Source organism: Leucobacter sp. WKLB1, assembly GCF_059696215.1.
Genome location: NZ_AP046115.1, coordinates 2,690,792 through 2,703,278 on the forward strand (window position 1 = coordinate 2,690,792; position 12,487 = coordinate 2,703,278).

Annotated in this window: 16 protein-coding genes; 5 read left to right on the forward strand and 11 right to left on the reverse strand. The window is 64.6% G+C overall.

The annotated features are described in order from the left end of the window. Positions 1–53 precede the first annotated feature (53 nt). The 5 genes from ACZF5Y_RS12330 to ACZF5Y_RS12350 form a co-directional block, all read right to left on the reverse strand. Entirely contained in the window at positions 54–434 is a 381-nt protein-coding gene (locus ACZF5Y_RS12330; RefSeq protein WP_497532922.1) for a cupin domain-containing protein, read from the reverse strand. Further along, complete coding sequence (locus ACZF5Y_RS12335; RefSeq protein WP_497532923.1) at positions 431–1,855, reverse strand: NAD(P)/FAD-dependent oxidoreductase; 1,425 nt, start codon at positions 1,853–1,855, stop codon at positions 431–433. The genes ACZF5Y_RS12330 and ACZF5Y_RS12335 overlap by 4 nt, the downstream gene beginning before the upstream one ends. Before the next feature lie 166 nt (positions 1,856–2,021). Beyond that, positions 2,022–2,258, reverse strand: coding sequence for an HPP family protein (locus tag ACZF5Y_RS12340; protein ID WP_497532924.1), 237 nt, complete (start codon positions 2,256–2,258; stop codon positions 2,022–2,024). Further along, positions 2,255–3,004 (reverse strand): CYTH domain-containing protein, encoded by a 750-nt coding sequence (locus tag ACZF5Y_RS12345; protein WP_497532925.1) that lies wholly within the window; start codon positions 3,002–3,004, stop codon positions 2,255–2,257. The genes ACZF5Y_RS12340 and ACZF5Y_RS12345 overlap by 4 nt, the downstream gene beginning before the upstream one ends. 9 nt (positions 3,005–3,013) lie before the next feature. Continuing rightward, the gene (locus ACZF5Y_RS12350) at positions 3,014–3,949 is read right to left on the reverse strand and encodes an EamA family transporter (RefSeq protein WP_497532926.1); all 936 of its coding nucleotides are present in this window, start codon (positions 3,947–3,949) and stop codon (positions 3,014–3,016) included. Between the two features lie 40 nt (positions 3,950–3,989). On the opposite strand from ACZF5Y_RS12350, the gene ACZF5Y_RS12355 reads away from it, so the two are divergent. Next, positions 3,990–4,544 carry a hypothetical protein gene (locus ACZF5Y_RS12355; protein WP_497532927.1) on the forward strand — a complete coding sequence of 185 codons (555 nt, stop codon included), beginning with the start codon at positions 3,990–3,992 and terminating at the stop codon, positions 4,542–4,544. A 6-nt stretch (positions 4,545–4,550) separates the two neighbouring features. Here the strand turns inward: ACZF5Y_RS12355 and ACZF5Y_RS12360 are convergent, their stop codons facing one another. After that, positions 4,551–5,393: an alpha/beta fold hydrolase gene (locus ACZF5Y_RS12360; RefSeq protein ID WP_497532928.1), complete on the reverse strand. Its 843-nt coding sequence runs from the start codon at positions 5,391–5,393 to the stop codon at positions 4,551–4,553. Between the two features lie 101 nt (positions 5,394–5,494). On the opposite strand from ACZF5Y_RS12360, the gene ACZF5Y_RS12365 reads away from it, so the two are divergent. Further along, entirely contained in the window at positions 5,495–6,061 is a 567-nt protein-coding gene (locus tag ACZF5Y_RS12365; protein WP_497532929.1) for a TetR/AcrR family transcriptional regulator, read from the forward strand. 11 nt (positions 6,062–6,072) lie between these two features. On the opposite strand, the gene ACZF5Y_RS12370 is transcribed toward ACZF5Y_RS12365, so the two are convergent. From ACZF5Y_RS12370 to ACZF5Y_RS12390, 5 genes are all read right to left on the reverse strand, one after another. Further along, positions 6,073–7,062: a helix-turn-helix transcriptional regulator gene (locus ACZF5Y_RS12370; RefSeq protein ID WP_497532930.1), complete on the reverse strand. Its 990-nt coding sequence runs from the start codon at positions 7,060–7,062 to the stop codon at positions 6,073–6,075. Between the two features lie 199 nt (positions 7,063–7,261). Further along, positions 7,262–8,449: a tyrosine-type recombinase/integrase gene (locus ACZF5Y_RS12375; protein ID WP_497532931.1), complete on the reverse strand. Its 1,188-nt coding sequence runs from the start codon at positions 8,447–8,449 to the stop codon at positions 7,262–7,264. After that, positions 8,449–9,135, reverse strand: a complete 687-nt coding sequence (locus ACZF5Y_RS12380) for a YPYG domain-containing protein (RefSeq protein WP_497532932.1) — start codon at positions 9,133–9,135, stop codon at positions 8,449–8,451. The genes ACZF5Y_RS12375 and ACZF5Y_RS12380 overlap by 1 nt, the downstream gene beginning before the upstream one ends. A gap of 84 nt (positions 9,136–9,219) precedes the next feature. Beyond that, positions 9,220–9,702: an ImmA/IrrE family metallo-endopeptidase gene (locus tag ACZF5Y_RS12385; protein WP_497532933.1), complete on the reverse strand. Its 483-nt coding sequence runs from the start codon at positions 9,700–9,702 to the stop codon at positions 9,220–9,222. Positions 9,703–9,711: 9 nt separating this feature from the next. Next, on the reverse strand, positions 9,712–10,383 hold the full coding sequence (locus ACZF5Y_RS12390) for a helix-turn-helix domain-containing protein (RefSeq protein ID WP_497532934.1): 672 nt from the start codon (positions 10,381–10,383) through the stop codon (positions 9,712–9,714). Positions 10,384–10,987: 604 nt separating this feature from the next. Between ACZF5Y_RS12390 and ACZF5Y_RS12395 the strand changes: the two genes are divergently transcribed. The 3 genes from ACZF5Y_RS12395 to ACZF5Y_RS12405 all read left to right on the forward strand — a co-directional run bounded on the left by ACZF5Y_RS12395 (position 10,988) and on the right by ACZF5Y_RS12405 (position 12,431). Further along, positions 10,988–11,815, forward strand: coding sequence for a phage antirepressor (locus tag ACZF5Y_RS12395; RefSeq protein WP_497532935.1), 828 nt, complete (start codon positions 10,988–10,990; stop codon positions 11,813–11,815). 76 nt (positions 11,816–11,891) lie between these two features. After that, a complete protein-coding gene (locus ACZF5Y_RS12400) occupies positions 11,892–12,200 on the forward strand; it encodes a hypothetical protein (RefSeq protein WP_497532936.1) in 309 nt (102 codons plus the stop codon). A 6-nt stretch (positions 12,201–12,206) separates the two neighbouring features. Then, a complete protein-coding gene (locus tag ACZF5Y_RS12405; protein WP_497532937.1) occupies positions 12,207–12,431 on the forward strand; it encodes a hypothetical protein in 225 nt (74 codons plus the stop codon). The last annotated feature ends 56 nt before the right edge of the window (positions 12,432–12,487 follow it).

Genomic DNA, 12,487 nt, shown 5'->3' on the forward strand with positions numbered 1-12,487 from the left:
CCTTCGAGCGCACAGCCAATCTCACATCTTAGCGCTCAGCTGACGTTCAGGAATCACTCCCCCGCGACGTACACCTTGCGAATGTGATCCGGCACCGTCCACCGTGTGCGGGTACCCGCGACCAATCGCATCACGTCACCGGTGGCGACCTCGACGACGCTTCCGATGTCCTCGGGCGCACCCGGCACCTCGAGCAACTCGATGTGCGCACCCCCGCTCAGCACGATGAAGATCTCGTCGACTTCAGTGTCGGTGACGGTGCCGTCGCGCAGTTCCCAGATACCCACTTCTGCACCGCCGACGGTGCCGAGCTCCGAAATGCCCTGCACCGGAGCACCCGACACCACGTCCGTCGGGTCGACCGCCTCGAGTTCGACCGCGATCTGCGTCGCCGGCACCGCGGCGTTGCGACCGTCGGGCACCAGCGCGCTCACGAGTCGAACCCGAATCCCACGGCATCCATCGCTTTCAAAAAGAAGTTGCGCTTGCCGCCGTTGTGATCCGCACGATCGAACGACCAGCGGAACATTTTCACGCCGATCGACGCGGCCGGCTCGGGCGGGAACGGCAGCGGCATCTGCTGCACCATCTGCAGCTGCGTGCGCTCCGTCGTGCGCCCCTCGAACCGGTCCACCATCACATCGGCCGCGAAATGCGTCGCCCCGACCCCGAGGCCGGTGAACCCCGACACGTACTGCACCCGGCCACCGTGGGCCTGCCCGAAGAACGCGCAGAACCGGGTGCTCGAGTCGATGACTCCCGCCCAACGGTGCGAGAACTTCACGCCCTCGAGCTGCGGGAACGTCGTGAAGAAGTGGCTCGCCAGCTTGCGGTGGCTCTCCATGCGATCTTCATACTCACGCTTGATGCGCCCACCAGCGTGGTACACCGCGTCGTAGCCGCCCCAAAGAATGCGGTTGTCTTTGGTGAGGCGCGAATAGTGGAACTGATTCGCGAGATCAGACAGCCCCTCGCGCCCCTCCCACCCGATCGACGCCAGCTGCTCGTCCGTCAGCGGCTCGGTCATCAGCACGTAGTCGTACACCGGGATGGTGTGGAACCGGTATCGCTTCAGCAGTGAGGGGAACACGTTGGTACAGAGCGCCACGCGCTCAGCGGTCACCGTGCTGCCGTTCGCGACGGTGAGGCGAATCGGAGACTCGGCCGATCCCTCGAGATTCTTCACCGGTGAGCCCTCATAGATCTCGATGCCGATCTCCGCGGCGTGCCGGGCGAGCTCGAGTGCGAGCTTCGCCGGGTGCACATTCGCGTTCTCCGACGGCGAGAACTCGCCGCCGAGGAAGGTCGGGGAGGCAATGCGCGCCTGCACGGCATCACGATCCAGCGTGACGACGTGCTCGTCTTCGCTCTCGCCCAGCCAGTCGACCTGATAGGCCTCGTTCGCCACGGAGAGAGCCCCGTTGCGCTCGAAATCGACGTCGAGCCCGTGCTCGCTGATGAACGCTTCGATCGCGTCGAGGTTCTCGTACCCGAGACGACGCAGCGTGCCGGTCTCTTCGGGCCAGCGCGACTCGGCATTCGGCTCGCCGTGCGTAATGCTCGCCTCGCAGAATCCGCCGTTGCGGCCCGAGGCCGCCCAGCCCACGCGCACGGCCTCGATGAGCACCACACGGCGCTCCGGGTGCTCGGTCTTCAGCTTGATCGCCGTCCACAACCCGGCGAACCCTCCACCGACGACCGCGTCGTCGACGCGCTGCTCCCCGCTGAGCTCGGGGTGATGCGGTGCTTGGTGCTCGACATCGTCGGTCCAGAAGCAGGAGAAACGGGTGTCGGCGAGCGACGCATCAATCACGTGCTCGTCGGGTCGATGGGTTTCGAAAATAGTGGGGTGCATGTCGTCCTCGTCGTCGATGTCCGATTCGATCCTTGCACATCGAACAGATTCTGTACATGCGAAATCTCGACGAATTGCCTCGAAATCACGCACATTTCAGGCACCATGCACGGATTTCAACACATACATGTGTCTTTTGCTGCGGAATCAGCAATACAAGCGCGAACTACTTCTCGTCGGCCGGCGGCTTCATGATCGCGCCGGTAGCGAGCCCCATGGCCAGGCCGGCGGGGAGCCACAGCCAGAACTGGGTAAGCGCGCCCAGCACGACCCCCATGACGGCCCCCATGACGAGGCCGACGATGATCTGCTTGCGTCGCGCCCGCGGTGACGGCGGTTCGGAGTCGCCCGGCGAGCGCTTGCCCGAGCCTCGGGGTGTGCGGGGCGGAGGGGTCGGGCTCACAGGGATGCTCCTTCTTCGAGGTCTAAGGATGACGTGACAAGACCCGCCGCACGCGCCGCGGCACGGTCGGCACTATCGAGGGCTTCGAGCGCGGCGATCTGCGACGCTTCGGCACCTTGCGCGCGAGCCATCGGGATCAGTGCCCCCGTCGCACGCGCGATTTTTGCGAGACTGAGCGAGACCCGCGCCCCCGCGGCGAGCAGCACCGGCTCCACTCTGTCGAGCACAGCCGTGTCGGCGCCCGGAAGCACCTCTGCCTCCCACTCGCGCCATACCCGTGCCACACCGGCGACTCGATCGAAAGCCTCGACGCGATCGTCGGCCAATTCGACGATTTCGGCCCCCGACTCGTCGGAGAGCACCACAACCGTGCGCTCCGTGTCGAGCTCGGCGACAGGGGCCACCGAACTCGCCTCCTCACCGATGCGCGCCGCGAGTTCCTCGCGCACCCCAGCAGGCATCTCGTCGCGCGGCGGCCAGAAGAGCTCGCGCACGCCTTCTGCGCCGCGCTGCTTGATGTGCCAGCCGGCATCTTTGCCGCCGTGCCGCACACGCATCGCCATGCCCCCGCGTGCGAGGTCGCGCTCCGGAGTGTCGAAGTAGATCGCCGCGAGCTCGTAGGTCACGGGTGCGGAAGCCGTCAGTCCGACTGCGGCAAAGGCCTCCGCTGTGGGCAGCGGCAGATCGGCGGCAACCTCGTACTTGCGCTCGACCTCGAGCGACTCCTGACCGGCTTCGTGACTCACGCTGCCAGTCTATGACCCGACGCTGGGCGACGACTCCCCCGTCGGCGGCTCAGAACCCTTGTGTTCCAGGCGACGGCGTTCGGCATCCGCGCCCGCCAGCCAAACAATTCCGGCACCCGCCGCGACGACCAGCACGATGCCGCCGACCGCGATCGGCGTGAGCAGCTGATGCAAGAAGATCGCACCGACGATCGTGCCGACGACGGGGTCGAACGCGAAGAATACGCCGAGCACCCGCGCGGAGGTGAGCTTGCCGGCGAGCGTATCGACGGTAAAGGCCAACGCCGTGCCGAGCAGCGCCGACGCGATGAGGGGCAGCAGGTGCGGAGCTTGGATGAGCGGGATCGCAGGGATGGTGAACGGCAGGGTCAGGATCGCCGCGACCGCGACCGACAAGGAGACTCCCGGCAGCCCGCCACCCGATTGCCCGACGTGGGCGGCGAGCAGGGTGTACAACCCGAAGGCGGTGCCCGCGAGCAGTCCGAACACGATGCCGAGCGGATCGAGCGGCCCACCGAACCCCGCGATCAGCGCGACGCCGAGCAGCGCCACGACCGCTAGCAGGCCCTCGCGCAATCGACGAGACGCGAGCAGCGCGACCGCGCACGGCCCCAAGAAGTCGAGCGTCGTCGCAATGCCGAGCGGCAGCCGGTCGACGGCGAGGTAGAGCAGTGCGTTCATCGACGCCATCGCGATGCCGTACAACACGATGCCCAGCCATTCGGCACGCGTGCGGCCGCGCAGTTTCGGGCGGAAGATGATCAACAGGAAGACCGCAGCGATGGCGAGGCGCATCGAACTCGTGCCGAGCACTCCGAGCGGCTCGAAGAGACCCACCGCGAACACGGCGGAGAGCTGCACACCCGTCGCGCCGATCAGCACGAGGAGCATCGCACGGATGATGGCGCTCAGCGTGAAACGCTGCGCCGTCGAAGAACTGCTCATCAGGCCGAGCTTAGTGGGTGGGCCGGGCTACACTGGCCCGGTGGTCGAAGTGACGGAGGTGCGTGCCGCCGTCGAGCGCGCCGGTGCGGCAGCTCGCGGCACTGCTGCGCGGCTGCGCGACTCCTCGGTCGCGCCGGAAGAACTGGCGCAGTACGTGCCGTCGCGTCGCGGCTTTCTGCGGATGAAGCCACCAACCATGCGCCCTCTCGGCTCGGTCTGGCGACTCGGCTCACTGCTGCTCGACCCGGATGGCGCCCTCTTCGCGCTCGGTCATGCCACCCGCGCCGCGGAACGCGGCAGGCCTGGCTACCAGTCGATCTCACGCGAGGAGCGGCGAGAGATCGCCGCGGCAGCGCTGCGCGGCGGCTACGCGGCGGGCACCGAAGTGAACTACGACGCCGTGCCGATCGCGCTCGAACCGGCATCGCCCGAGTCGATTCTCACCCTCGCCTCCGAGTTGCCCGTCGGGTTCGACGCCGGCGAGGTGCGCGTGCGGTGGAGGGCCGGCGCCCCACTCTCCGGGGCGCCGACCCTCGACGCTTTTCTTACCGAGCGGGCCGACCTGCTGATCGACCCGCCCTTCGCTCCGCGCTGACCCGGCCTACCGAGCCAGGAACGCCGCGAGTGCCTCGTTGACCTCGTCTGCGTGCGTCCAGAGCAGTCCGTGGGGGGCGCCCTCGATCTCGACGTACTGCGCTTCGGGCACCAACTTCGAGAAGCGGCGCGCGGTGGCATCGATCGGCAGGATGTTGTCGGCGGTACCGTGCAGAATCAGAGTCGGCTTGCCGCTCTCGCGCACCGCGTCGACGTCAGAGCGGAAGTCCTCGATCCAGGTCGGCACGACCGCGTAGGCGGCAACCGGAGCGCTCGCAGTCGCGACGTTCCAACTGCCGGTCACGACTTCCCGACTGATGCGGGTACCCAGGTTCTCGTCGAGGTTGTAGAAGTCCGAGAAGAACTGCGTGTACCAGGCGTAGCGATCACCGCGCGCCGCCTCCGAAATACCATCGAAGACCTCCTGCGGTACGCCTTCGGGGTTGTCATCGCGCTGCACGAGGAATGGCTCGAGCGAAGCGAGGAATGCGAGCTTGGCGATGCGCTTGTGGCCGTACGTGCCGACATACCGCGCGAGCTCGCCCGTTCCCATGGAGAAGCCGACAAGCACGACATCAGTGAGGTCCAGTGTCTCAAGCACCGTGTTGAGATCGGCGGCGAACGTGTCGTAGTCGTAGCCGGCGTGCACCTTGGACGATCCACCGAACCCGCGCCGGTCGTAGGTGATGACTCGGTACCCGGCGGCCAGTAGCTCGCGGGTCTGGCGTTCCCAACTGTGGCCGTTCAAGGGATAGCCGTGAATCAGTACGACGGGCTGACCCGAACCCTGGTCTTCGTAGGAGAGCTCAATCGGAGTGGAGTTCTCGGTGCCGACGGTGATAGTGCCCATGGTGTGCTCCTCGCGTGCCAGATATCGAGCGAGAACGATCGTTCTCGCCTCGGGTCTCACTGTACGAGAACGTTCGTTCTCATGTCAAGTAGACTGACTCCATGGCAGACACCGACGCCCGGGAGCGCGTAGCGCGCGCAGCGGAAGAGTTGTACTACGCGAAGGGCTACGCGGCAGTGGGCATGGACGAACTACGCAGTGCCGCCGGGGTATCTCTGCGTAAGCTCTACACCCTGTTTCCATCAAAGAGCGCTGTGGTCACTGAGGTGCTCGACCGGAAGCACGCTGAATGGGAGCGCGGCCTCGGGAATCAGGTCTCGCGAGCCGCACCTGACGCACGGTCTCGCCTGCTCGCCGTATTCGACTACCTCGACGGCTGGTTCCGCGACCCGAGCTTCCACGGCTGCGCATTCATCAACGCATTCGGTGAGTTGAGCGGCACCGACGCCTCGGTCGCGCAGATCGTGCACGACCACAAGGCTTCGTTCCAGATCTATATCGCTGCACTCGTCGGCGAAGCCGGCGGCACCCCGATGCTTGCGGCTCAGCTCTCGATTCTCGCCGAGGGCGCTCAGAGCACCGCGGCGATCAGCGGCAACCCGGCAGCCGCACAGCAGGCGCGCGCCGCGGCCGAGGTACTCATCGCGCATACTCTCGGCGCCGATTGACGCGTTCTGACTTACTCGCAGTGGTGCGAACGACCGTTCCGGCGATACTCAGACGGGGTGAGAGCCGTCGTTTCTCGGAAGCCGCGGTAGGCGGCGTCGGTCGATCCGAAGCCGACCTGCTTCGCGATCGCTTCGAACGTCTCCTCCGAACGCAGCAACTCCGCGCGCAGGGCTTCGAGGCGACGCGCCCGGATCGCCTGCGTGATCGTGCGGTTCTCCGAGCTAAACAGGCGATGCAGGTACCGTACGCTCACACGAAGCCGTTGGGCGATCTGCTCGACGCGCAGATCAGCTGACGCGTACTCGCGCTCGATCATCGTGTACACCCGTCGTCGCATCAGCGTGTCCTCGGAGTCCACTTCCGCCCCGCGACCACGAGTGAGCACCAGGCCGATTGCGATATCGATCAGGGCATGCGACAGCAGCTCGGCGTCGACCGTGTGATCATCGGGAGCCTCTTGAGAAAGACCGCGGAGAATACCGATAAACGATTCGCTCAACGGTGACGACGGGAGCACACGCGCCCTCGTCACATCGACAACACTCGGCGACATCTTGAGCAGCGGTACGGGCACGATGACGACGGAGAACTTCGCCGGTTCGCTCAGCGTCAAGCGGAACGGCTCAGTCATGGGGAGCACCACCAGCTCGCCGGCCTGAGCCCGAAACGATCCATCTCGCGTCTCGAGATCGAGATATCCCTCAAGCACATAGTTCAACCGCACGACTTCGCTCGGCTGCGTCGCGATGCGATCGGGCGTTCGCTCGATGACACATGGTGACAGGGTGAGCTCTTCGAACCCGACCTCTTCAAGAGGAACCGACACGAGACGGCCGACGAACCGCGCCGGATCGAGCGCGCGCCCGTTCGCAACGACCGCGAAGAGGTCCAGACCCTCTTGTCCGCTCAGCTCATAGACGGTACGCGTACCGTAATCGGAAGCGTGCGTGATGCCGAGCGGTTGCAGGTCGCCTGAACCTGCTCGATTGTCGTCGGCCATGCACGTCCCATCACATTTCATTGCGCCAGTCGGCGCAGTCTGCGGAGAGTTCCGCGTATCAGTAACACGCCACGAAGCCGGAATCGTGACGCGCGGATGCGCGCTCAGCGCTGGCGAGCCCCAACACGCGAGAAATGAGCGTGCCCCGGATAGGAATCGATTCGCATTTCTCCGAGGAACCACCATAACATCCGCATGATCATGCCGACAATGGAGGGGCGTCGAGGGGTGTCAGGGGGCGTCGAGGGTCATCGAGTGTGGGCAAAATGTGGGCACGCCGGGCCTGATCCATGGCACTCGCGACGAGATCAAGATCGTCATCAAAGAGGTCCGCATAGACGTCGAGCGTCATCGCCGCCGAGGCGTGACCGAGCATGCGCTGCACCGCCTTCACATTCGCGCCGCTGGCAATCGCGAGCGACGCAGCGGTGTGCCGCAGATCATGAGGCGTGATCCGCGGGAAGGTTGGGTCGGCACCCTGGCAGCGCTTCACGGCCTGAGCGAACCAGCCCCGCTTCGAAGCCGGCACGTTCATGGTGGCCATGCCGTCGCCGAACACCGGAGACTCTGGCGATCGGCCCGCCACGACTTCTGCAAGGTCCGCGCGCACGAACGCCGGGATCGGAACCGAACGCGCACGGTGCGTCTTCGGAGTGCCGACAATCACTTGCCCACCGACCGTGACAGCGTTCTGCACAATGCGCACGCGAGAGCGGCCGAAGTCGCAGTCCATAACCCGGAGCCCTGTCACTTCGCCCCATCGCAGGCCCGTGTAGGCGAGCGTGTTCACGAGCGTCGCGTGAACACCGGACTCACGTGCAAGATGCGCCACCTGTGAGTGGCTGAGGTACGCATGCCCCCGCCGTACCTTGCGAGGCAGCTTCACTCCGCGAGCCGGGTTTGACGCAATGAGTCGGTCACGAGCGGCGACGTCGAGGATCGACGAGAGCACGCCATGCGCTCGGCCTACCGTCGCCGCCGACTTCGGCTTCCGCACCCACTCCCCTTCTTCCGCGCCGGGGATACCGTTCGTCAGTTCGGCAACCCAGGTCTGCACGTCGGAGTGGACGATCGAAGAGATCTGGCGATCGCCCCATCGGGGACGAACGTGCGTGCGCCAGGACGCATCGAATGCGACGAATGATGCCGGCTTGAGGTGGGTCTGCCCAGCGATCCAAACTTCCCCGATCGCTGCGACAGTTGTCCTGCCGAGTGCAGGGTCGATGTACTCGCCGGTCGCCTTCGAGACGGTGACGGTGGCCGCGAAATAGTCGGCCTCGCGTTTCGTCCTGAAACCGCGCTTATCGGTCTGTGAACCGTCGGGTTTCCGGTACCGGACGCGGTACCGTTTCCCAGCCGCAGTCTCATATGGCGTGATCGTGGCCATCAGTAAGCCAAGAAGCTATCCATCACCGGGGTGCCATTGGTACCCGAGATGTGACACTCAACATTTGCTGCTTGCTTCGCCTTGTAGGCATTCGTGATGGTCGCTTCGTACTTGAGATACCAGCCGGTCTCGGTCTGCTCTTCAGCAAGGACACCCACAACGGTATGCAGCTTCACACCGAAAGGGAACTGTGTTTGAGCATACGCGTCACAGAAGGTCTGAGCTTCGATCTCCTCGATGGGGGCATTTGCCCGAGCCAGAGCAGCGGCATCTCGTTCAGCCTGCTCAGCCGCGAGGCGCTCGGTCGCCCGCACAAGGTGCAACTGGACTGAAGCGCCAGCCTCCGCCTCGCTGCCCGCGGCCGGAGTGGTTCCAGTAGCATCCCAGTTCGAGAGAGCCACCACCGACTCGGCTCCTCCATCGCGCTCGATCGTAAACCCAGCGTCACGCAGAGCCTGCTCTGCATCCTTGCCAGACAGGCCCGTCACATCAGGCACGGCCGCTTTCACGACGTCCGCTACAGGAACTTCATCGGGTGCGCTCGCCGCCGGTGACTCGCGCTCGCCGCCGGTGATCGCGTTGCCAATGCCGCCCACGACGAGAAGACCCGCGATAACGATCCACGTCCACTTGTTCTTCCAGATGCTCTTCTTCTTTGGCGCCGGCGCAGGCTGGGTGTAGGTCATGCTGGATTTCCTTTCGAGCCAGCGCACAGTGCCGCAGCTCATATCGTTCAAGCTGCTTTGCAGCCATGGGTATGTTTCGGGGTTTCAAATCGCGGCAAGGCCGCATCGCCATGCTCGCTCAGTCTTCAAACTGTGACGCATGGAATCTTCGAAGTAGTCTTCGTCATCGAGCTCACCAAAGATGTTGCGGGGAGCGGCGAGCGCCTGACGCTGAAGGTGGTGTTCCTTGTAGAGCTCGACAATTCTTCGTGTCGTATTCAATTTGTGGGCGATCGCGAGTGGGTGCGGATCTTCAATCTCAGCGAGGCGGTATGGCTCTAGTTGAACAAGTAGCTTCGCCGCATAGATCCACGCACGTTCTTCCGCATCTGGATTGCTGCAGCGGTCACCGTATTTGCAATGCCCGAGTTCGTGGGCGCAGGACTCTCTGGTCTGAATCGTGTCGAGCCGGTCGCTGAGAAGGATCAGCTTTTGGTCATCGAGATAGACAGCGCGGCGCGGCGGCGCGAGCTTAGCGAAGCTCACACGCACTCCCAGACGATCGGCTTCGTCGAGCAAGTCCTGCATGGGGTCTCCTTACGGGGTTTCCTGGGTTCGTTCCTGTTCGTCTTCGGCCCCGTCTTCGTCGTGCGCAGCAAGCGCCAGTCCATCCAGTGCGACGTGCCCGAGGTGGGGGATGTCATCCTCGCTCTGGCCACCGACATTGGCGTCACCTAGGAGATCGCCAGCAGCCCCGTCGAACCTATTCCTCACCTCGTCTCCGTGGCGCAAGGAGCCAACGTACGTCGTGCCACCGATCTCACGGACGGAGATCTTGTCTGCGAACGGGGCAACGTAGTCAGTGCCCTCAACGATCGCGGGCGCCCGGTCCGGGTCGAGATAGCGGAGCACAGAAGTGGAGAGGTTCGCCGAGGACGAGGTGCCATCGCCAGCCGAACGCAGAATACTCATGAAGGCGCTCATGGTCTCCATTCGGTCAGAGAGTTCCTCGAGAAGTTGAGAGGTGGAGACTTCGTCGAGGTCGGAGGCGAGTGAAACGACCATGTCGCCTTCGAGGTCCTCCGGCGCGAGATAGCCGGCGGCGATCAGTGCAGAAAGCGGTGCCTTTCCATAGGCGCGAGCGAGGCCCACCACCTGTCGCGGCTTCGGGTCCACGTCACCACTTCGCCACCGACCAATCGTCGAGGGACTGACGCCGATCTTTTCGGCGATCGTCTTGTCGTTGTCGGGATGCGTAGCTGCGGCCATGTATCGCGTCCATGCTTTGTTTTCCACAGGAATTGAGGCTACTCGAAATCATGCACGCGTGCAATTGATTTCCGTTGCCGCTCCGCAAGATTCCGCCATTGCTGCAATTTCATTCGTGCAATGCAATTGCGAGGACGCAATCGCATGGCTAGTGTTGCTGCCATGCAACCCACAAGCGCCCCCGCAATTCGCCCCGTTCTGGCGCTCAATCGCCAGAAGCTCGATGAGCTCCGCCGCGCCAACGGCATTCGATCTGAGGCTGAGTTAGCCCGCCTCCTGCGAGTCGACGCATCAACCCTTTACCGTGTCTCGACGGGCAAGTCGGTGCCTTCGAACGAGTTCATCGCGGGGTTGAAAGTCGCGTTTCCGCTCTGCAGTCTCGATGACCTTTTGAGTCTGGGTTCGGCATGACCGCGGCAGTGACGCCCATTCGGAAGGCGAATTTTCACCCGGAGCCGGTGTGGCTCTCTCCGACGCAGGTGTGTGAACGCGTTCCAGGAATGACAGTCGAGATCCTTTCCGATCGGCGAAAGAAGAACCTCGAACCCCAGTTCTTTAAACCTTCTGCAAAGACCGTGATCTACGAGCTCGCTGAAATCGATCGATGGGTGCGGGCATCAGCATCATCTCCTCGAGCAGCAAGACCCTGAAAGGCGCAACGATGAACCCGATCGAGATTTTCCGCTTCACTGCCGCGCAGGAGCTCCGCGTGCTCGACGTCAATGGAGAACCATGGTTTGTTCTCGCGGACCTGTGCCGAGCGTTGGATCTGAGTAACCCATCGGAGGTGTCGCGCCGTGTGCGTGAGGCACTCGGCGAGGATGCCCTCAGTCTGGCTGAGGTCACCGACACGATGGGCCGCCCTCAGCGCGCAACGACGGTGTCTGAGGCTGGCATGTACGAGGTCGTGATCCGTTCTGATAAGGCGGAGGCAGTCACGTTCCGCCGCTGGGTGACGAGCACGGTCCTCCCCGAGATCCGCCGTACCGGCGCCTACCGATCGCAGCAGGTAGACCCGACCTCACCCGCAGGCATGAAGCTCGTCCTCGAAGCCGCATCCGCCGCACTCGCTGCGCTCGAGGTCGCCAAGCCGAAAGCCGATGCCTGGGACGAGCTCGCATCCGGCACCGGCGACTACTCGGTCGCAGACGCAGCGAAGATGCTCGTCAACGCCGGCATCGACACCGGTCAGCAGCGACTCTTCGCCACTCTCACCGCCCTCGGCTGGATCTTCCGCCGCGGCGGCCGCCCCCATGCCTACCAAGACAAGGTCGACGCCGGCCTCCTCGCGTACAAGGCACAGTCACACCGCCACCCCGGCACCGACGAAGTCATCGTCGACGCCCCACAGATCCGGATCACACCCAACGGCGTGCGCAAGCTTCGCGACCTGATCCGAGCCGCCGAACCCCTACCACAGCTCACCCCCTAAACCATTCGGCCGCACACTCCCGCCGCGCACCCGCTGCCCGGCCTGGCCACCGCATACCCAAAACCAGGAGAAAACCATGCCCACCCCCACCGCCCACACCACAAGCCGCGCGCTCGCCGCCGCTCGCCTGTTCAACTCCCCCATCGCGATCCGCCCGGAGAATGCTTCGCTGCTCGTCACCTGCGAGTCCGATGCCCACACCCCGCGCGGCATCATGCCTCGTGCACACCGCATCTCGGCCGAGTGCGAGCACCCCCGCGACGCCGGCCGAGTGGTCTGCGACGCGCACCCCGGACTCCGCATCCGCTTCGAACCCCACCGCTCAAACCGCGACTGCGTCGACCCGGTACTCACCATCGCGCTCGCCGCCGGAGTGGAGAAGTGACCGCGCATGCATTGGACGGACTACATCTGGCGAGGCCTGCAGGCGTGGGCCGGGCTCGCGGGGCTCATGGCGCTGTTCGGCCTATTCACGATCGCCCCCGTTTTTCTGATCCTGTTGGTCGCGCCCGGGCTGCTCGTCACGGCGATCACCGCAATCGACTGGTTCGCGTCGCGCACGCGTTCGGCGACGTCGCCCGCTACCTCGACCGGGCACTCCGATGACCCGGCGTGAAGCGTGGGACTGCCCGTGCGACGGCGCCGCCGAGTGCACGCGGGTGAACCCGTACG

Excerpts from the sequence above, each read along its gene's own strand:
- ACZF5Y_RS12360 (WP_497532928.1), bottom strand. The coding sequence starts at position 5,393 with ATGGGCACTATCACCGTCGGCACCGAGAACTCCACTCCGATTGAGCTC.
- ACZF5Y_RS12375 (WP_497532931.1), bottom strand. The coding sequence starts at position 8,449 with ATGGCCACGATCACGCCATATGAGACTGCGGCTGGGAAACGGTACCGC.
- ACZF5Y_RS12385 (WP_497532933.1), bottom strand. The coding sequence starts at position 9,702 with ATGCAGGACTTGCTCGACGAAGCCGATCGTCTGGGAGTGCGTGTGAGC.
- ACZF5Y_RS12390 (WP_497532934.1), bottom strand. The coding sequence starts at position 10,383 with ATGGCCGCAGCTACGCATCCCGACAACGACAAGACGATCGCCGAAAAG.
- ACZF5Y_RS12335 (WP_497532923.1), bottom strand. The coding sequence starts at position 1,855 with ATGCACCCCACTATTTTCGAAACCCATCGACCCGACGAGCACGTGATT.
- ACZF5Y_RS12395 (WP_497532935.1), top strand. The coding sequence starts at position 10,988 with ATGGGTGCGGGCATCAGCATCATCTCCTCGAGCAGCAAGACCCTGAAA.
- ACZF5Y_RS12365 (WP_497532929.1), top strand. The coding sequence starts at position 5,495 with ATGGCAGACACCGACGCCCGGGAGCGCGTAGCGCGCGCAGCGGAAGAG.
- ACZF5Y_RS12370 (WP_497532930.1), bottom strand. The coding sequence starts at position 7,062 with ATGGCCGACGACAATCGAGCAGGTTCAGGCGACCTGCAACCGCTCGGC.
- ACZF5Y_RS12350 (WP_497532926.1), bottom strand. The coding sequence starts at position 3,949 with ATGAGCAGTTCTTCGACGGCGCAGCGTTTCACGCTGAGCGCCATCATC.
- ACZF5Y_RS12405 (WP_497532937.1), top strand. The coding sequence starts at position 12,207 with ATGCATTGGACGGACTACATCTGGCGAGGCCTGCAGGCGTGGGCCGGG.
- ACZF5Y_RS12400 (WP_497532936.1), top strand. The coding sequence starts at position 11,892 with ATGCCCACCCCCACCGCCCACACCACAAGCCGCGCGCTCGCCGCCGCT.
- ACZF5Y_RS12380 (WP_497532932.1), bottom strand. The coding sequence starts at position 9,135 with ATGACCTACACCCAGCCTGCGCCGGCGCCAAAGAAGAAGAGCATCTGG.